Below are 18,391 nucleotides of genomic sequence, written 5' to 3'. Positions count from 1 at the left end.
CTTAATAATTTCTGTCGCCACTTTGTAGAGACAAAATGGCGACATTAAATGATGTGAATACTTACAGTTACGTAGAATCTATTGAGTCTTAAGTAAATCCAAAAAGAACGCGTATTCAAGTGCGTCTTCTTTTAATCGTTTAAATCGGCCAGAAGCGCCACCGTGACCGGCTTCCATATCGGTTTTGAACAGCAATACGTTGTTGTCTGTTTTCATTTCTCGCAGCTTCGCAACCCATTTCATTGGCTCAAAGTACTGCACCTGTGAGTCATGCAGGCCTGTCGTTACCAACATGTTCGGGTAGTTTTGTACCTTAATGTTGTCGTACGGTGAGTACCCCAGCATGTAATCGTAGTAGGCTTTATCGTTCGGGTTACCCCATTCGTCATACTCATTGGTGGTTAGAGGGATCGATTCATCGAGCATGGTTGTCACAATGTCTACAAACGGAACATGTGCACCAATACCACGGTACAGTTCTGGTGCTTGGTTGATGATTGCTCCCATCAATAGACCGCCAGCAGACCCCCCAACGGCGAACACTTTATCTTTCGCGCCGTAGCCTTCTTCAACAAGCTCTTTGGTTACATCAATAAAGTCGTTGAACGTGTTTTGTTTGGTCAGTTTTTTGCCATCTTCATACCAAGGGCGACCAAGCATTTCTGAACCGCGGACATGTGCGATGGCATAAACAAAACCTCTATCCAGTAGGCTTAGGCGAGTTGAGCTGAAGGTAGGTTCAATCGTAGAGCCGTAAGACCCATAGCCGTATTGGTAGATTGGGTTAGTGCCGTCTTTCTTAAATAAGTCTTTACGATAAACCAAAGAGACAGGAACTTGCTTACCATCGCGAGCCGTAATCATGATTCGCTCTGATTGGTAGTTATCCGCTTCGAAATCACCTAATACGGGTGTTTGCTTCATGAGTTCGGATTCACCTGTACTTAGGTCGAAATCATAGTAAGTACCTGGCGTGGTTAAGCTGCTGTAATAGATACGAACTTTTGCGTTATCTAATTCATAGTTACGCGTTAGGTAAGCGGCAAATGCGGTGTCGCTAAATTCAAGTGGGAACTCGTTGCCTGTTGAGAGTTGGCGAACTTTCACTGTAGACAAGCCATCCGCGCGTTGTTCGTAAACAAGATGGTCATCAAACAACTCGAAATCTACAAGCTGAGTATTATCGTCTGCTGGGATGACATCGACCCATTTTGAGCGATCATGCATCTCTTCAGCTGTGACTTTCATTAAACGGAAATTGACCGCTTGGTAGTTGGTGTAGATGTAATACCAATCACCTAGCTTAGCGATGCTGTACTCTATGCCGGTCTCTTTTGGGTAGAAAGCCTCAGCTGTAGCCTTTGGGTTGTTGGCATCGATGACTGAAACACCGCTGGTTTCTGTGCTCGAGTGCCAAATGTAGACCTGTTCACCATCTTTGCTTTTGCTCAAAGAGGTGTAGTAAGCGCTATCGGTCTCTTCGTAGATTAACTCATCGCTTGCTTGATCTGTGCCTAATACGTGGCGGTAAACTTGATAACCCAGCAATGTTTGTGGATCTTTTTTGATGTAGTAGAAGGCTTGGTTGTCGTTTTGCCATGCGATTGCACTCGAAGCGCCTTCAATTTCATCTTTTAGGTATTCACCTGTTGTGAGGTCTTTGATCTTGATGGTGTAAATGCGGCGGCTTAGCGTATCTTCGCCATAGGCCAACAAGTTTTCGTCTGGGCTGATCGTTAAGCCACCAATACTGAAGAATTCATGTTCTTTTGCTAGCTCGTTAACATCTAAGATGACTTGCTTGTCTGTGCCTAAAAAGTTTTTTTCACGCAGGTGAACTGGGTATTCGTTGTCACCTGTGACCTTATTCGAGTAGTAGTAACTGCCTTTGCGAACCGGTACCGAATTGTCGTCTTTTGCGATTCGGCCTTTGATCTCTTGAAATAATTGTTTTTGTGCTGCTTCTGTATGTTTTAACACTGTATCTGCGTACTGATTCTCTTGCTCAAGCTGTTGCAAAATCTCTGGATCTTGGCGTGCATCATCGCGCATCCAGTAGTAATCATCGATTCGGGAGTCACCATGAATCGTCATTGCGTGAGGGACTTTCTTAGCAACGGGTGCTTGGGTTTGCTGAGCGACGAGCTGTGATTGAGAGTAGTGGTTCATGGTTGATATTCCTTGATTGCTGCATCCGGCGACAAGCGCTATTGATACGACTAATGTGGTTAAAGCGATACGCATCTATATATCCCTAGTGTGCACCTTACTCTTTTTGATGCCAGCATCCTTTGTTGGTTGGGTATCTTCCAGTGATATTATTTATAATTGGATTCTGGATATGCACCTTCATCGTAAGTGTCTGTTATTGTTTTCAAAAAATCAAAGTAATGTTAAATGAAATTACTGATACGTGAGAGTGGAAGGAATAAATGTGCAACAAAAAGGGACACACTTTTCAGTACGTCCCTTTCCTTTGTTTGGGCAGGATTCGCGCTTTACGTTAAATAGCCAATGACATTTCATTTGAGTGGTCAGGTTTACGATTAACCCAACGTAAACCAAGCATAGCGATGAATGACATTGCAATCATCAAGCAACCGAGTGGCAGTTGGTCTTGAGCTGGGAAGAACGATGCCAATAGTGTTGCGATGCCAGCACCTAGATTTTGCATACCACCTAAAATCGCACCTCCAGTACCAGCGTGGTACGGGAATGGCGAAAGTGCCCCTGTTGTTGCTGCTGGGAATAATATGCCAGCGCCCAAGAAGTAAATTGTGGCACCGCCAATCAAAGTTAATGCTGTTGTTTGACCAAACAGACCCGGTATCAATACCACTGTTGAGCCTACCAATATCGCAACCAGACCAACATTCAATGCACGGCGCTCAGAGCGACGTTGTGCGATGTAACTAGATAAGCCTGCACCGACTAAGTAACCTGGAATAGGCAAGACAAACAGCAAGCTTACTGTGGTTGCCGGTAAGCCAAGTACGCCACCAAGCAACACACCTGCCGCTGCTTCAAATACGGCTACACCAGCAAAGGTTGCGACTAATACCAATAAGAAACCTTGGAAACGTTTATCAGACAGAACGAACTTGTAGCTGTTGGCAACCGATTCATGCTTGCGTCGTTCTTTCGGCAGTGTTTCCATCATGCTCGTCATCATAGTGATCACAACAGCAATACCAAACAGCGCAAGGAATAAGTAGCTAGAACGCCAGCCGAAAACTTCTGTTAGGTAACCACCCAGTACAGGAGCCATCAATGGTGAGAAAATCACACACATGCTAATCAAGCTGTTTGCACGGTGCAGCTCTGCGCCTTCAAAACAGTCGCGAGTCAATGTACGAGACATCGCACCACCACAACCGATGCCCAAACCTTGGATAAAGCTGCCCGCTAAGAACCATTCATATTCGTGAGCGAACAATGCTACCAAAGTACCGATGATGTAGATGATCAAACCAATCACGATGATCGGTTTACGACCTAGGCGATCTGAAAGTGGGCCGTAAACAAATTGCGACAGACCATAAGGGATCAAGTAACACGCCATCACTGCCTGCAGTGAAGATGCCGAAACTAAGAACTCACCTGCCATATGACCGATAGAAGGCACGTACATCGTTTGAGTCATTTGACCTACGGCAGTCAGAATAGCGATTAAAAAGGTAAGTTTCGCTAATGGAAACGAGGCGGACATTTGCGTATCTCTCCAAAAATTAAGACGTAAAAAGCCTTAGCGCTCCATTAAAGGAGAGCCAAATGAATAAAGTGTTCAGGGAATCTAGGCGTGAGATATTAGAGCTTGATTGCGGGCTTAGCAATCAAAAAGTGTGAAGTTGATCAAGATAAAAATCTATAACTTGGATTATAAAAACTAATCCGAAGTTACTGCATTTTAAAGAGGGAGAGGGTGGAGTGGGCTTCCTTTAAATATCGATGTTCTGGCTATGTCCAAAGCGCTAAAACCTAAGCAACACAGCTAATGATTATATGAGTACATCATTTGAAATCACAGAAAAAAGGAAGAAAACACGCTCTATTAACATTTGTATAAACTTTCGTTTTATATGTAAGCAATTTGTGCTGTAATTATCCGCTAAGCTATTCGTCTAACTCATTTACATTGTGTACAGCAATTCGTTGTCGATGTGATAGTTATGGTTATGGAAGTCTTTTGGCTTAAATAAGGATATTAAATGCGCTCTCTATCGGTACAGTGGAAAATAACCCTCTTAGCAGGTTGTTGTTTAATCATTACGTCACTGTCTCTTATTGGTTTCTCGATCTACAACGCGACGAGCAATCAACAAGTCATCAAATCTCAAAGTTCAGAATCAGTTATCAATAAAACTCAGCAGTTGCTGGCGTCTGTTTCTCAGCTAAACGCTCAAGAAACTCAACGTTATGTAGACGAAGCTATTTACCGCGCAGAGATGCTTGCGGCCAGTGCTCAGTTTCTAAAAAACAATGCAGACGAAAACTTTACACCAAGTGAAGAGCTTCGTACCGCCTTGGATGAAATGGTTCGTCGCTCGGTTTTAAACTTCGACTCTATTCAAGGAGCGTATCTAGTTTTCAAGCCTGACTTGCTCGATAGTGAAGATGCGAATTATGTCGATGCTGATTATGTTGGTTCTAACGAAAAAGGTCGTTTTGCTCCTTACTGGAAGGTGGCAGATAACGGTGAAAATGTTCTAGCGAACGTTCTTTCAGAATCTATCTTGAATGATGACAGCAATAGCGAACGTTTTTACTGTCCTTTGTCTTCAGGGCAAACGTGTATTAGTACGCCGAGAGTCGTGAACAGTGGTGGTGTAGCACTACTTACGTCCTCTATTTCAGTCCCTATTTTGGTTGACGACGTTGCTATTGGTTTTCTTGGTATTGATCTAAGACTTGATGGTTTAACCAGTGTGATTACTCAATCTGACCAGAGCTTGTTTAACGGTGCGGGTAAAGCTTACGTGGTTAGTCTAGATGGTTCGGTCATCGCTTCTGATGATTCAAGCATTGCAGTCGGTTCAACTTTCCAAAGTGGCAATACAAACAGTGATTTAATGACCGACTTTATCTTTGGTGGTGAAGTGACAACGCAATGGAGCGAGAACGGTGAGTGGTTACTTGCCTTTGCACCTGTTGTTGCAGCTAACCAAACTTGGGGGGTGTTGTTTGAGATCCCAAGAGACAGTGTCGTCGCTGACGCAAATAAATTGGATTCCATCATTAGCACTAAGCTAAGTGAAGGCATCAAAACAGAAGTGATCGCCGGTACAGTGTTTATTATCTTTGGCTTAGCCATTATCGCGTTTGCCTCGTTGTCTATTGTGAAGCCGATTCGTCAGGTTGTGGAAAGGTTGAATGACATCGCTTCAGGTGAAGGTGATTTGACGCAGCGCTTGGAAGTGAAGTCTCAAGATGAAATCGGTCAGTTGTCAAAAGGATTTAACCTGTTCCTAGATAAGCTGCAACACACAATCAAAGAAGTCATTCACACCACAGAACAAGTGGCAAATACTACCAGCCAAGCGAAAGCATCAGCATCAAGTACTCGTGAAAGCAGCGAGTCTCAATTTAAAGAAGTGGATCTAGTCGCGACAGCGGCCGAAGAGATGACTCAAACTGCGGGCTTAGTGGTACAAAATGCAGAAGTGGCCGTTGATGCAGCGTGCGAAGCGAATCGTTCTGCTCAACAAGGGCAACAAGTCATCGAACTTTCAGCAGGTGAAATGAGAAAGCTGGTGGAGCGTATGTCGAGTGCTGTTCCTATTGTTGAAGAATTGGCAAAAAATAACGGAAACATCACCGAGATCTTAAGTGTGATTGAAGGGATCTCTGAGCAAACTAACTTACTGGCATTGAACGCGGCGATTGAAGCGGCTCGTGCTGGCGAACAAGGTCGAGGTTTTGCTGTTGTTGCGGATGAGGTAAGAAACCTCGCAAGTCGCACCCAGTCATCGGTTGGTGAGATCAGAGCGGTGATCGACAAGGTTCATGCTGGAACTCAAGATGTCGTTGAAGCAATACAAGAAGGCAATATCCTAGCTAACGATACAGCACTACACGTTCAGAAAGCAGTTGAAGATCTGGGGTCGATCTTTACTTCTATTGAGGCGATCAGTGATATGAACAGTCAGATCGTTCGAGCAGCCGAAGAGCAACAATCGGTTTCCGGTGAAGTAAATCAAAGCGTGGTTAATATTCGCGATTTGAGTGCGAAGATCTTGGAGCAAGCCGCGGCTTCTGAGCAAGTCGGCAATGAAATTGACCAACTGTCTCAACAACAACAGAAGTTGGTCAATCAGTTCAAGGTATAAGCATTAAGCCTTAACCAGTTCTTGAATAGAAAAAGGGACAAATGAAGATTTCATTTGTCCCTTTTTTAATTGTTTATTTAGAGGCTAGGCAATAACCAGCGGTTGACGCTGCTTACTCTTCGATAAACCAGTAGCCTTTGTTGACCAATTCAGTCACGACAGTTATGCCCGAAGGAGATAGGGCAGTAGCCGAGGTAATCATGGTCTCATCGCAAAGTATGTTGAGTAACGAAGAATCCGCTTCATCCACCTTAACCACTTCGCCATTGATGTAAGCAGTGTTGCTTTCATTTTCGTGGTAGAGCGCCTTTAAGCCTGATACTCGGTGAATCTCACCTTCAGACTCTAAGTGTTGAGCGATCTCTTCTTGAGTCCATAGTGGCTCTGGAGCAACGATATCAAGCTGGTGGCGTGATTGGCTTAGCAGACAACCCATGAATTCACTGATGGTTTCAGGTTGCTCTAGTGCAGATTTCAACATGTCTGTGAGATTGCTTAAATCCGATGAACGAATTTTTCCGTAGCCATCTTGCGTTTTGAATTCTGGATCGTGAAGATGAACGTCACCCATATCATGTGCAAGTACAAAATCGGCAAAGTTGCTGATCAGTTCTTGTTCTTTAGGCGAGCGGTAGCCAATAGAGTAGCTCATTGACGGCTCTAACGTGTTCCCTTCATGTGGGAAACCTGGTGGGATATAAAGGATATCGCCCGGCTCTAAAGTTTCATCGATGATTGGGTCAAAACCTTCAATTTGACGAAGTGCAGAAGCTTGGACAGTCTCTTTATATTGGCCAACATCTTTAGCGCCAACCTTCCATTGACGTTTGCCTTGACCTTGAATGATGAAGACATCGTATTGATCAATATGTGGGCCTACGCCGCCTTCAGGTGCTGAGTAGCAGATCATGAGATCGTCGAATAACCAGTTTGGTAACGCTTGGAACGCCTCAGTCAGTTGATTTGCGCCTTGGTGCCAGTGGTTCGCTGCTTGAACGATCAGCTGCCAATGAGTTTCGGTTAACTCGCCAAATTTTTCTTCAGAGAATGGACCGTGTTCTGCAGTCCACTGATTGTCGAGGTTAGAGACAAAGCGAGAATCCACTTCTTCTTCCATCGATAAACCAGCAAGTTCTTCCGGCGAAATTGGGTCGACGAAGTTTTGGAAGCCACCCTTTAAGATGGTTGGTTTTTTATGCCAGTAGTTTTCAAGAAACTCGGGCATAGAAAAGCTAAGTTGGTACATGTGAATCCTGTATATTTTTATGCTAGATGCTAGATGCTAGATGCTAGATGCTAGTTTGGCTTGTAAATCTTGCTGGACAATTTTGATTGCTTCTAACGCGACTTTTGGATCGATTTCGTTGCTTTCGAGCAGATAGATCAGGTCGACAGCTAATTTAACTTCTTCTGGTGCGTTATCCAGTGGTGATGGTGTGTTATCAGTGTTCATTTCGCTTAGGGTTCTCTAAGTTAATCAGTCTCTCAATATTTTTCATTGAGTCTTCACAGCGTTCTAATCGCTCTTTTGCTAACTGCCAAGCCTCTTCCGCTTTTTTCTTACTGTGGCGAGGCGCAGAATCAAACGCTAACTTTCTTACTCGGACTAAATCGATCAATCGCTTTTGCCAGTCTTGGTGCTGAGCGAGTTCGTTGTATAGGTCGTTAAGGGTTTTCCCTGACTTACTTTTTCGGTCCAAGCGTAAATCGTGGTTGGCTAACTCTCTTTGGATTGCTGCAATCTGATTTGTCAGCTTTTCTGTCAGGTAGTTGGCTCTGGATGCGGTCAGTTGATTTGTGGTTTGTTCACGTACAATGGTGCGGTACGTTGCCTGAGTTTCAAGTGCATAGGGAAGCAAAACAGAGGCGCCACATTTAAATAAGGCTCGGTCAAACAAGGCTTGATGATAAGCTCCTCGAGATTTATCAACCTGCGAGCAATGGCCAATCAAGGTATCAATGACACTTTTTAGCTTTGAAAATTGATTCATCTCACTCCCCGTTGGCTATTGCCTATAAGTTCACAAACCAAGCTTCATATGCCAGTTTAATTGCAAGTACGCTTACTACGGTAACAAACACAGGTCGTATAAATGTAGCACCGAAACGAATAGCAGAGTGAGCGCCAACAAATGCACCGGCCATCAAACAAAGGCCCATGGTTAAACCTAGAACCCAATCAATATGACCAAGAATCGCGAAGGTCACCAAAGAGGTAAAGTTACTGGTAAAGTTCATGGCTTTGGATAGACCAGAGGCAAGTAAGATGTTTAAGCGATAAAGCGCCATAGAGCTTACCGTCCAAAACGCGCCAGTTCCTGGGCCAGCAACCCCATCATAAAAGCCAAGAATGAATCCTTGGTACTTTTGTTTTCTCTTAAGCACAGGGCATGGCTTAGGAGACACATTATGGCTCACATCTGGAGTCTTATGAAAAATGGTATAGACCGCTGCGGCAAGAATGACTAACGGCAATACCTTCTCTAACCACTCGGTGCTAATGGCATCAACAGTGAGTGTGCCGATGGTCGCACCTATTAAAGTAGATATGAATGCATTGACCCAACACTCAGGCTTGAACAGCTTTTTACGGTAGTAAGTGAATGCAGCTGTAGATGAAGCGAAAGTCGCTGCAAGCTTGTTAGTACCCAATGCGATGTGTGGCGGTAAACCAAGCGATAGCAAAGCTGGAACGGTTAACATCCCTCCGCCACCTGCGACAGCATCAATAAAGCCTGCTGCAAATGCAACCAGAGCAAGTATGACCAACATGGTTGGCTCAATCATTTCCATAAATAGCTAGTGTTCTCGTCATCGGCTGATAGGGCAGCCACATGAAAAATCTATGGATTAGTCATGTTGGGTTGTGAATGCAAGGGCCTAGCGATGAAGGCCCATAACTACCTCAAGGGCAGGGGATATTAGTATTTTATTGTTCTTTTAAAAGGCGGTAGTGAATCGAGTAGGGACTTTCCGTATCGCTTCGTTACTATGCGTCTATCAAGGATCGTGACTTTACCAGAATCTCTTTCCTTACGCAGTAGTCTACCCACAGATTGAATAAGCTTTTTACTCGCATCTGGAACAGTAATCTGCATAAAAGGGTTACCACCGCGTGATTCAATATATTCTGAATGTGCTTGCTCTACGGGAGAGGTAGGAACACCAAAAGGAATCTTGGTAATAACGAGGTTTTCAAGAAGCTCACCCGGTAGATCAAGACCTTCAGAAAAGCTGCCAGTTCCAAAAAGAACGCTGGTTTTACCTTGGTCTATTAGCTTTTTATGTTTTTTTAGAATTTCAGTTCGTGAAGTATCGCCTTGAACCTGCAATGCCCACGACTTTTTAACGAAATCTGTTGTTAAAGCCTCTGCAACTTTGTTCATTTGCCAGTAAGAAGAGAATAGAACGAGATTGGCTTTTTTGTCTTCTATTACCTTAGGCAAAATTTCAATAAGATATTCGGTAAACTGAGGTGCTTGTGGTTCGTACTTCATTGCCGGAACGATCAGCTCAGCTTGATTCTGGTAATCAAACGGTGATGCCAAAGCCAAAAACTGTACGCCATCTTCTGCTTTTTGGCTGATACCGGCTTGATGACAGAAAAAACTGAAAGAGTTGAGCGCCCTCATGGTCGCAGATACTAATACGGCACCCACACAGCGGCTCCAGATTTGTTGATCCAGTTGCCAACCTACCTCTAGTGGCGAAACATTCACAACGAAATCGCCTTCGCTTTCTTTATTCAGTTCGAGCCAACGAGCCAAAGGAGCGCCTTTTTCTCTCTTCGGTTCAGCCATTAAGCGCCAAACTTGAGCAAGGTTCTCTGTTCTTTGTATATAGAAGCCAATTTCTGCCAGTGCCGGCTCTGCAAGCTTTGCTGAAAGCTCGCCGTCTTTAACTCGTTCCGCAATCAGGTCTGCAATCTTCGCAACTGCTTGGCTCGCCTTTTGTGTGAGTTGCTTGAGGTCTTTTGATTCATTCTCAAGCCACTCAGGTAAGTCGCCATGTTCGAAGCGATACAAGCCGTCTTCAAAGTGGTTAGCGTCAAACTGTTTACTCATTTGAGTCAGGGTAGGGATCAGCTGTTGCACTGAGTCTTGCAGCTCATTTCGAAATCGATGGACACGTTTCTCGTCAGCGAGGCCTGAAAGCTTAGTGATTGATTGATTCAAACGCTCCAACCACGATGCTGCGCCTTTTAAGCTCGCAGCCGCAGAAGAGTGATCTCTGGCTACATGCGGTAAATGGTGAGCTTCATCGAATATATAGATGCTATTTTCTGGTTCAGGCAGTATCACGCCGCCGCCTAAGTCTGCATCAGCCATCACTAAACTGTGATTGGCGATAATCACGTCTGCTTTATCTAGCTCTGAGCGAGCTTTCTGGAAAGGGCAGTCTCTATGCGTAGGCATACTGTTGTTACAGCTGTGCTTATCGCTGACAATCATCTGCCAAATCATGTTGTCGATGGGTTTTGGCCACGAATCACGGTCACCATCCCATTTACCTTGGGTTAGGCTACGATACATGGTTTGAAGTTGGTCGATATCCTTCTTCTTTGGCTTAGATTCGAACATGGCCATTTGTCCGCCATCAACCCCGCAGGCAGCGGCTAGCTTTTCGGAACAACAATAACGCTGTCTGCCCTTCGCTAATATGAAAGAAAACTCTCGATCAGTCAGTCTTCTATATAGAGGGAGATCTTTATTGACGAGCTGTTCTTGTAGCGCAACCGTCGCCGTTGATATGACTATTTTTCGGTTATTGAGCACAGCGACAGGAATAGTTGCCATTAAATAAGCCAGTGATTTCCCGATCCCGGTTCCCGCTTCTGCAACAATCATGCGATTACTTTTGTGGTATTGACCACAAAGTGTCTTCGCTATTTCTGCAACAAGGTAATTTTGAGCACGTCGAGGTACAAAGTTGTCCAACTGATCTTGGAGGTTTTGATAACTGGTGCGAATAGATTTTTGAATTTTAGTAGTTAGCATACTGTGACCTACGTAACGGAGCGAGGATAGTAGCACATATCACTAGTCGGTACATTTACGGTGAAATAGCTTGCTTTTGAATCAAAGGTAGATCTTGTTCACAAAAAAAAACTGAACCATCAGGAACTTAACTATTTTATTTATGTTGCGAAATATAAATATTAAAAAAGACTTGCTTGTAGGTGTTAAATCCTGAGATGTGGCGTTTTTACAAGTTGTTTGTGGTGTTAAATGCTGTTCTGTTCTTTTTTTGGATTATTATATTTCCTGATAAAACTAAGGATAAGCTGCTCGTAAAACAATGAAAAAAAATGTAAGTGGTTGATTTTGATTGCTTTGTGTTTTTTTTAGGTTTGTTTTTAGTTTATTTGACACGCAGGATAATCTTTTGCAATCTAGACCTCGAAATTTAGTGACGGTGATTAACCAACAAAGAGTGGTAATGACCAGTCATAAAAATAAAAGGGAACCGGGCAAGGATCTCCCATTCTTAGAAAAGGCAGTGGATTTATTATGAAAAAAACTCTATTAGCGCTAGCTATCGCAGCTACAGCAACTTCTGTAAACGCAGCAGAAATTTACTCTAACGACGATACTAAAGTTGGCCTAAAAGGCGAGGTAGATATCTACCTACAACAATCTGAAGTAGACGAGACTCTAACTGAAACAGTTAAAAACGAAGCTGACATTTCTACTTGGGCTAAAATTCAACTAGACGCTGAGCAGAAGCTTAACGACCAGTTCACAGCATTCGCATCTTTCGAAATCGAAACTGACGGCAGCAACGCTAAGTTCGATGACGTTCTAGCTGGTTTTAAAACTGACACTTGGGGTATGGCTTTCGGTGAAACTGGCGACCTAGCAGAATCTGCTGACGCTATCCAGAAAGATGATATCACAAACGAAGGTAACTACATGGGCTCTACTGGTGGTCACCACAAAGAGTCTTCTGGTCACGGTGCTGTATTTAAAGGCCAATTCATTGAAGGCTTCACTATTGTAGCTGACGTAAATACTGATTCTGAAGAAGACGTAGATAATACTTACGGTATCTCTGCAGATTACGCATTCAGCAACTTCTCTATCGGTGCTTCTTACATCACTGGTGACGCTGCTAAAGACGTAGATTACTCTCTTGCTGGTGCTTCTGCTTCTGCTGAGTTTGGTGGCCTATACCTAGCTGTTACATACGCACAATTTGAAGGCAACCAAGGTTACGGTTACTGGGATCTAGCTGACATCGCTGCTGGTTCTTACGGCAACGGTGAAACTATGGGTATCGCAGCTGCTTACCAAATCGACGCTGTTCGTCTATACACTACATACTCTGTAGCAACAACTGACGAAATCGCTACAGCAGCGGGTACTTCTAAGATCTCTGATATCGACTCTACTAACCTAGTTGTTGGTGTTGATTACGCATTCCGTGACAACATCCTATTCCTAGCTGAATACCAAACTGCTGATTTCGAATACGCATCACAAACTCTAGATGCTGATGGCGTTATTGCTGGTGTTTACTACACATTCTAATCTGTAGTTAACTATGCTATACAAAAGCCAGCTATTAGCTGGCTTTTTTACATTTATTGATTAAGGAATCGTACATGAACAAGTGGTATTTGAGTTTTGTCTGTCTATTCTCTGCACCATACGCAACGGCTGCTCTTGATTTGGCTTCTGGTATTTCGCTAAATACTTTGAACGGTGAGGTTGTTGAAAGTGTGGAAGACGCTGTATTCACCTCAGGTGAAAACCAACTCGTTTTAGATTACACAGGGTATTTGAGCGATAAAGGCAAACGCGAGTTTATCAGTACAGTTCCTTACATTATGGTAGTTAATGTTCCCGAAAATGCTGATGTTGATATTGATCTTCTAAGTAGAAAGTACGCTAAAATCGAAAAAAATGTAGACAGAGAACTTCCTATATTCAGTATCTCTGTAAACGGTGATGATGCAGAAGTCGTGCAAGAAGTTTTGCCTCCATCTCAAGGTGCACTGCCTTACAGCGATATCCCTCAGTTGGTTAAAGACTACAACCAAGAAAGAGGCTTAGTTTTTGATTCAGGCAAGATTCGTTCGTTGAAAGAAGAGCTAGCGGCGGTACAAACTGGTGCAGTAGTTGGAGCAACGGTAGCTGGCGACAGTACTGTGCAAGAGTCTGAAAATACGCTTCAACTTAAGCTATGGTATTCAAGAGCAAATGAAGAAGAGCGTAAAGCATTCCAAAAATGGTTAATTGACCAAAAGTAATCAATCTTCACGTACAAAAAAGCGAGACGTAAATCTCGCTTTAATATATTGCTATGAGTTAAATCTCTTTCCACTCACCAGGCTGCAGCTGCCCCACATTCATATTACCCATTGAGTAACGGATAAGACGCAGGGTAGGGAAGCCGATATTGGCTGTCATTCGTCTTACCTGACGGTTACGTCCTTCAATGATTGTAATAGCCAACCATGTTGTCGGTATCGCGGCTCTGAAGCGTACTGGAGGATTTCTATCCCACACAACAGGTTCAGACATCACCTCAACCTGAGCGGGCAGTGTCATGCCGTCTTTTAGTTCGACACCTTTTCTCAATTTATCTAAATCTTCCTCAGAAGGTGCGCCTTCAACCTGTACCCAGTAAGTCTTTGGGGATTTTGAGTTTGGTTGAGTTAGCTTAGCTTGAAAAATACCATCGTTGGTCAAGACCATTAACCCTTCGCTGTCGCGGTCAAGGCGACCTGCAGCATAAACGTCTTTCACTGGAATAAAGTCCGCTAGCGTTTTTCTCCCTTCGCCATCTGTAAATTGGCTTAGAGTATCGAAAGGCTTGTTGAACAGAATTACTTTGCGATCTTCGAGCGCAACCTTAGGTTTTGCATTGGTAGGCTTGCCTTTATATCGGTGCTTGCTTGAGTGAGATTTGTTGTGCGAATTGCCAGTGTTATTCTTATCACTGCTTCGGCTTTGTCTATTACCGCTTTGTTTTAATGTTGCACCAGAACGAGCCGGTTTGTCTGAACGAGATGCGCTGCGTGAGCGAGTAGACATGTTAACTACCTTGCAAAAATGTAAACGAAGTGTGCTGAAAAGTTTTCACTGAAACGGAATTGAGCTATCATTTGCGCGCCTAAAAGACACAAAATAGAACAAGTTGATGGACTCTTAAGCCTGATTTGTTTAATTATACCTTCGTGTTTTATTATAACAACGCACTCACGGATTTGGTTCATGCTGTCATCAAGATTGTATGAAAAATAAGATAGAGTACGACTATCGAGTAAGCAGTTTTCACTCTTAGAGTGGCTTACTGGTCAATTTATAACACGCTCACTACTTTAAATGAGCTTGTAAGAACTATAGGGAAATTTCATGCCTACTGAAAAACCAACGATCATCTATACCATTACAGACGAAGCTCCGGCGCTAGCAACATACTCTCTGCTGCCTATCATTCAATCTTTTACAGCTTCTTCTGGTATTAACGTTGATACTCGCGACATTTCACTTGCAGGGCGTATTATTGCCAACTTCCCTGACTATTTGAACGAAGAGCAACGTATTGGTGATGCATTAGCAGAACTAGGTGAATTGGCTAAGACACCAGAAGCAAACATTATCAAGCTTCCAAACATCTCTGCATCTGTACCTCAGCTTCAAGCAACAATCAAAGAGCTACAGTCAAAAGGTTACGCACTTCCTAATTACCCAGAAGAAGCAAACACTGACGAAGAGAAAGCAGTAAAAGCGACTTACGACAAAATCAAAGGCAGTGCAGTAAATCCAGTATTGCGTGAAGGTAACTCGGATCGCCGCGCTCCACTTTCTGTTAAAAACTACGCGAAGAAGAACCCACACTCAATGGGTGCTTGGTCTGCAGATTCTAAGTCGCACGTTTCAAGTATGGACGACAAAGACTTCTTCGGTAGCGAAAAGTCAGTAACCATTGAAGGTGCTACAGAAGTTAGCATTGAATTCGTTGGCAAAGATGGTGCGAAGAAAACATTGAAGCCAGCTTTTGCACTGCAAGATAAAGAGATCATTGATGCGTCAGTGATGAATAAGGCCGCTTTGGTTGCATTCTTCGAAAAAGAAATCGCATCGGCTAAAGAGCAAGGTGTACTGCTTTCTCTTCACTTGAAAGCGACGATGATGAAAGTATCTGACCCAGTGATCTTTGGTCACGCGGTTAAGGTTTACTACAAAGACGTATTTGCTAAACACGGTCAGCTGTTTGAAGAGCTAGGCGTTGATGTAAATAACGGCATCGGTGATGTCTACGCGAAGATTGATGCGCTTCCTCAAGAGCAGAAAGAAGCAATCGAAGCTGACCTGCAAGCGGTATACGAGACTCAGCCACCACTAGCGATGGTTGATTCGGACCGTGGCATTACTAACCTACACGTACCAAGCGATATCATTGTGGATGCATCTATGCCTGCAATGCTGCGTTCTTCTGGTCAAATGTGGGATCCAGAAGGTAAGCAAAAAGATACCAAAGCAATGATCCCAGATCGTAGCTACGCGAGCATTTACCAAGCGGTTATTGATTTCTGTAAAGAGAACGGCGCGTTCGATCCAACAACGATGGGTAGCGTACCAAACGTTGGCTTGATGGCTCAAAAAGCGGAAGAGTACGGTTCTCATGATAAGACTTTCATCCTTGAAGCTGCTGGTCAGGTTCAAGTTGTTGACGCTTCAGGCGCTGTGCTTCTTGAGCAAGACGTAGAGGAAGGCGATATCTTCCGTATGTGTCAGGTTAAAGATGCACCAATCCAAGACTGGGTTAAGCTTGCGGTAACGCGTGCTCGTGCATCGGGTGTTCCAGCGGTATTTTGGCTAGATGGGTCACGCGCACATGATGCTCAGCTTATCAAGAAAGTTGAAGCATACCTTCCTGAATACGATACCGATGGTCTTGAAATTAAGATCCTTGCTCCACTTGAAGCGACTCAATACTCACTGGTTCGTATCAAAGAAGGCCTAGATACTATTTCGGTTACTGGTAACGTATTACGTGATTACCTAACTGACTTGTTCCCGATTTTAGAGCTTGGTACATCAGCTAAGATGCTATCGATTGTTCCACTAATGAACGGTGGTGGTCTGTTTGAAACAGGTGCTGGCGGCTCTGCTCCTAAACATGTTCAACAAGTAGAGAAAGAAAACCACCTGCGTTGGGATTCTCTAGGTGAATTCTTGGCACTAGCGGCATCTCTAGAGCACCTGAGCGTAGTAACAGGTAACGCTAAAGCACAAGTTCTAGCTGATGCGCTTGATAAAGCGACGGGTGAGTTCCTTGATAACAACAAGTCTCCTTCACGTCGAGTAGGTGAGCTTGATAACCGTGGTAGCCACTACTATCTAGCGGCATACTGGGCTAAGGCGCTTGCTGAGCAAACGGCTGACGCTGATCTTGCTGCTGAGTTTGCAGGTGTGGCAAGTCAACTGGCTGAAAGTGAAGAAGCGATCGTTGCAGAGCTGAACAACGCTCAAGGTGTGGCTGGCGACTTAGGTGGTTACTACCTACTTGACGATGCATTGGTTTCAACACTAATGCGCCCAAGCTCAACGCTAAACGCGTTTATTGATGCATAGTGATTGGACTCATCGTTAGTCACTCATGAACGTGATTTGCTAACGAGTTGCTTAGGCTGATAGCTAAGTTATAGATAAAGTCAAAACGAAAGACGCTTTAACGATAATGTTAAAGCGTCTTTTTTCTGTCTAATACTTCTTAAGACCTAGCTTAAGGGGAGTAGCTCTTCGAGCTCATTGTCCAGTGAGCAACTTTAGAGCCCCCAAAACGAAAAAAACCGCTCACGTAATCCTGTGTTACAGGTATTAAATGAGCGGTTTCAATATTCTGTTTACCTATCAGCCGTTAATGACGACTGCTGGAGGTTAACATGAGTTGGCAATCGCCTATTTTGCGGCGCTGCCTTCTACAGGAACAACTGAGCTAGCATGCGAGCCTTTAGGTCCACTTTCTACTTCATAGTCGACCTGCTGACCAGCCTTTAAGGTTCGATAACCTTCCATTTGTATTGTGGAGTAGTGCGCGAAAATATCGCCGTCTTCACCTTCTGGACAAATAAAGCCAAACCCTTTGGCATTGTTAAACCATTTTACTGTACCTGTAGCCATGCTATACATCCCTCATGCATTTTGTTACTAACGTTGTTATATCAATTGTTGTAAGTGCGATTGATATCATTCCTACCAGCTAAAGAATTTCAGCTAATAGCTTGAATCTCGTACATTGCTTACGGAAATTAACGCTACCCTGCGTAATTATTCCTTATTGTTAATTTTTGAAGCGTGTTACTGATTTTAATTCATGTTGCAAAAATGTATTAAAAAAACCTTTTAGCTCCAATGTAGCTAATGATTGAGCACAGTCAATAGCAAATTGGTATAAAATTGATCAATTTTAATAACAAATCACATTCGAGATTAACTGCAAACTATTAACTAAATAGTAACTTAGCGGTGATCTTATCGTTAGCATCAATAGTTGTGGTGTCTTTTTAATCAATCACATATGTTAATCCTGTTAATCGAGATCTTTTATTTGCAGCGATGGAAATGGTGGATTAGGCTCAGTATAGAGGAATATTTTTTGGTACTGTTTCTCGGTGCAGTTTCTTAGTACACCGTAAAGCGTGAATGTGGTAAATTTGAGTTAGGTAAACACTCACGACTTCCGAAAAATAACCCTTAGCAAAGCGATATGAGCAGAAACTTTGAATGGGCATCTCCAGGCTCAGATTTACTGGAGAAAGAAGCAACAAAAGTAAAGCCACCGGCGATGTATAACGTTGTGTTGAATAACGATGACTACACGCCCATGGACTTTGTAATCGAGATCCTAGAGCGATTCTTCTCACTAGATATCGAAAAAGCAACGGAAGTGATGCTCAAGGTTCATTATGAAGGTAAAGCTATATGCGGCACATACAGTGCTGAAATAGCGGAAACAAAGGTAGCGCAGGTCACGATGTACTCAAAGGAAAATGAGCATCCGCTACTATGTACAATGGAGCAAGTATAAATTGCTCGAACAACACTGTTGTT

At 43.5% G+C, this 18,391-nt stretch carries 14 protein-coding genes; 5 read left to right on the top strand and 9 right to left on the bottom strand.

Translation table 11 applies throughout. The features are described 5' to 3' along the window. Positions 1-78: 78 nt before the first annotated feature. Both AB4263_RS05810 and emrD read right to left on the bottom strand, forming a co-directional pair. Positions 79-2,169, bottom strand: coding sequence for a S9 family peptidase (locus tag AB4263_RS05810; protein WP_372097893.1), 2,091 nt, complete (start codon positions 2,167-2,169; stop codon positions 79-81). A 334-nt stretch (positions 2,170-2,503) separates the two neighbouring features. After that, positions 2,504-3,709, bottom strand: a complete 1,206-nt coding sequence (gene emrD / locus AB4263_RS05805) for a multidrug efflux MFS transporter EmrD (protein WP_372097853.1) — start codon at positions 3,707-3,709, stop codon at positions 2,504-2,506. A 499-nt stretch (positions 3,710-4,208) separates the two neighbouring features. Between emrD and AB4263_RS05800 the strand changes: the two genes are divergently transcribed. Beyond that, complete coding sequence (locus AB4263_RS05800; RefSeq protein WP_017070026.1) at positions 4,209-6,326, top strand: methyl-accepting chemotaxis protein; 2,118 nt, start codon at positions 4,209-4,211, stop codon at positions 6,324-6,326. A gap of 112 nt (positions 6,327-6,438) precedes the next feature. Here AB4263_RS05800 and AB4263_RS05795 read toward each other — a convergent pair whose 3' ends face one another. The 5 genes from AB4263_RS05795 to dinG all read right to left on the bottom strand — a co-directional run bounded on the left by AB4263_RS05795 (position 6,439) and on the right by dinG (position 11,323). Next, the gene (locus tag AB4263_RS05795) at positions 6,439-7,572 is read right to left on the bottom strand and encodes a cupin domain-containing protein (protein WP_102319680.1); all 1,134 of its coding nucleotides are present in this window, start codon (positions 7,570-7,572) and stop codon (positions 6,439-6,441) included. A gap of 36 nt (positions 7,573-7,608) precedes the next feature. Continuing rightward, positions 7,609-7,779 (bottom strand): pleiotropic regulatory protein RsmS, encoded by a 171-nt coding sequence (gene rsmS, locus AB4263_RS05790; RefSeq protein ID WP_017055021.1) that lies wholly within the window; start codon positions 7,777-7,779, stop codon positions 7,609-7,611. After that, on the bottom strand, positions 7,769-8,317 hold the full coding sequence (locus tag AB4263_RS05785; protein WP_372097852.1) for a primosomal replication protein: 549 nt from the start codon (positions 8,315-8,317) through the stop codon (positions 7,769-7,771). Before AB4263_RS05785 ends, rsmS begins: the two co-directional genes overlap by 11 nt. Before the next feature lie 22 nt (positions 8,318-8,339). After that, the gene (locus tag AB4263_RS05780; protein ID WP_017062114.1) at positions 8,340-9,119 is read right to left on the bottom strand and encodes a TSUP family transporter; all 780 of its coding nucleotides are present in this window, start codon (positions 9,117-9,119) and stop codon (positions 8,340-8,342) included. 128 nt (positions 9,120-9,247) lie between these two features. Then, entirely contained in the window at positions 9,248-11,323 is a 2,076-nt protein-coding gene (gene dinG / locus AB4263_RS05775) for an ATP-dependent DNA helicase DinG (RefSeq protein WP_136978344.1), read from the bottom strand. Positions 11,324-11,836: 513 nt separating this feature from the next. Between dinG and AB4263_RS05770 the strand changes: the two genes are divergently transcribed. After that, complete coding sequence (locus AB4263_RS05770) at positions 11,837-12,856, top strand: porin (protein WP_372097850.1); 1,020 nt, start codon at positions 11,837-11,839, stop codon at positions 12,854-12,856. 74 nt (positions 12,857-12,930) lie between these two features. Continuing rightward, positions 12,931-13,578 carry a DUF2057 family protein gene (locus AB4263_RS05765; protein WP_102398103.1) on the top strand — a complete coding sequence of 216 codons (648 nt, stop codon included), beginning with the start codon at positions 12,931-12,933 and terminating at the stop codon, positions 13,576-13,578. 58 nt (positions 13,579-13,636) lie between these two features. Here the strand turns inward: AB4263_RS05765 and AB4263_RS05760 are convergent, their stop codons facing one another. Continuing rightward, positions 13,637-14,365: a pseudouridine synthase gene (locus AB4263_RS05760; protein WP_136973574.1), complete on the bottom strand. Its 729-nt coding sequence runs from the start codon at positions 14,363-14,365 to the stop codon at positions 13,637-13,639. A gap of 321 nt (positions 14,366-14,686) precedes the next feature. Between AB4263_RS05760 and AB4263_RS05755 the strand changes: the two genes are divergently transcribed. Further along, positions 14,687-16,912 (top strand): NADP-dependent isocitrate dehydrogenase, encoded by a 2,226-nt coding sequence (locus AB4263_RS05755; RefSeq protein ID WP_372097848.1) that lies wholly within the window; start codon positions 14,687-14,689, stop codon positions 16,910-16,912. A gap of 327 nt (positions 16,913-17,239) precedes the next feature. On the opposite strand, the gene cspD is transcribed toward AB4263_RS05755, so the two are convergent. After that, positions 17,240-17,461, bottom strand: a complete 222-nt coding sequence (cspD, locus tag AB4263_RS05750) for a cold shock domain-containing protein CspD (protein ID WP_004736548.1) — start codon at positions 17,459-17,461, stop codon at positions 17,240-17,242. 586 nt (positions 17,462-18,047) lie between these two features. Between cspD and clpS the strand changes: the two genes are divergently transcribed. Then, on the top strand, positions 18,048-18,368 hold the full coding sequence (gene clpS / locus AB4263_RS05745; RefSeq protein WP_004737430.1) for an ATP-dependent Clp protease adapter ClpS: 321 nt from the start codon (positions 18,048-18,050) through the stop codon (positions 18,366-18,368). Positions 18,369-18,391 lie beyond the last annotated feature (23 nt).

Origin of the sequence: Vibrio sp. 10N.261.55.C5 (assembly GCF_041470505.1) — a bacterium.
GTDB classification, from domain to species: domain Bacteria; phylum Pseudomonadota; class Gammaproteobacteria; order Enterobacterales; family Vibrionaceae; genus Vibrio; species Vibrio crassostreae_C.
Note: the sequence above shows the minus strand (reverse complement) of the source record. Positions and strands in the feature narration are given on the sequence as shown.

Excerpts from the sequence above, each read along its gene's own strand:
- dinG (WP_136978344.1), bottom strand. The coding sequence starts at position 11,323 with ATGCTAACTACTAAAATTCAAAAATCTATTCGCACCAGTTATCAAAAC.
- AB4263_RS05760 (WP_136973574.1), bottom strand. The coding sequence starts at position 14,365 with ATGTCTACTCGCTCACGCAGCGCATCTCGTTCAGACAAACCGGCTCGT.
- AB4263_RS05810 (WP_372097893.1), bottom strand. The coding sequence starts at position 2,169 with ATGAACCACTACTCTCAATCACAGCTCGTCGCTCAGCAAACCCAAGCA.
- cspD (WP_004736548.1), bottom strand. The coding sequence starts at position 17,461 with ATGGCTACAGGTACAGTAAAATGGTTTAACAATGCCAAAGGGTTTGGC.
- rsmS (WP_017055021.1), bottom strand. The coding sequence starts at position 7,779 with ATGAACACTGATAACACACCATCACCACTGGATAACGCACCAGAAGAA.
- AB4263_RS05755 (WP_372097848.1), top strand. The coding sequence starts at position 14,687 with ATGCCTACTGAAAAACCAACGATCATCTATACCATTACAGACGAAGCT.
- AB4263_RS05785 (WP_372097852.1), bottom strand. The coding sequence starts at position 8,317 with ATGAATCAATTTTCAAAGCTAAAAAGTGTCATTGATACCTTGATTGGC.
- AB4263_RS05795 (WP_102319680.1), bottom strand. The coding sequence starts at position 7,572 with ATGTACCAACTTAGCTTTTCTATGCCCGAGTTTCTTGAAAACTACTGG.
- clpS (WP_004737430.1), top strand. The coding sequence starts at position 18,048 with ATGAGCAGAAACTTTGAATGGGCATCTCCAGGCTCAGATTTACTGGAG.
- AB4263_RS05770 (WP_372097850.1), top strand. The coding sequence starts at position 11,837 with ATGAAAAAAACTCTATTAGCGCTAGCTATCGCAGCTACAGCAACTTCT.
- AB4263_RS05800 (WP_017070026.1), top strand. The coding sequence starts at position 4,209 with ATGCGCTCTCTATCGGTACAGTGGAAAATAACCCTCTTAGCAGGTTGT.
- emrD (WP_372097853.1), bottom strand. The coding sequence starts at position 3,709 with ATGTCCGCCTCGTTTCCATTAGCGAAACTTACCTTTTTAATCGCTATT.
- AB4263_RS05780 (WP_017062114.1), bottom strand. The coding sequence starts at position 9,119 with ATGGAAATGATTGAGCCAACCATGTTGGTCATACTTGCTCTGGTTGCA.
- AB4263_RS05765 (WP_102398103.1), top strand. The coding sequence starts at position 12,931 with ATGAACAAGTGGTATTTGAGTTTTGTCTGTCTATTCTCTGCACCATAC.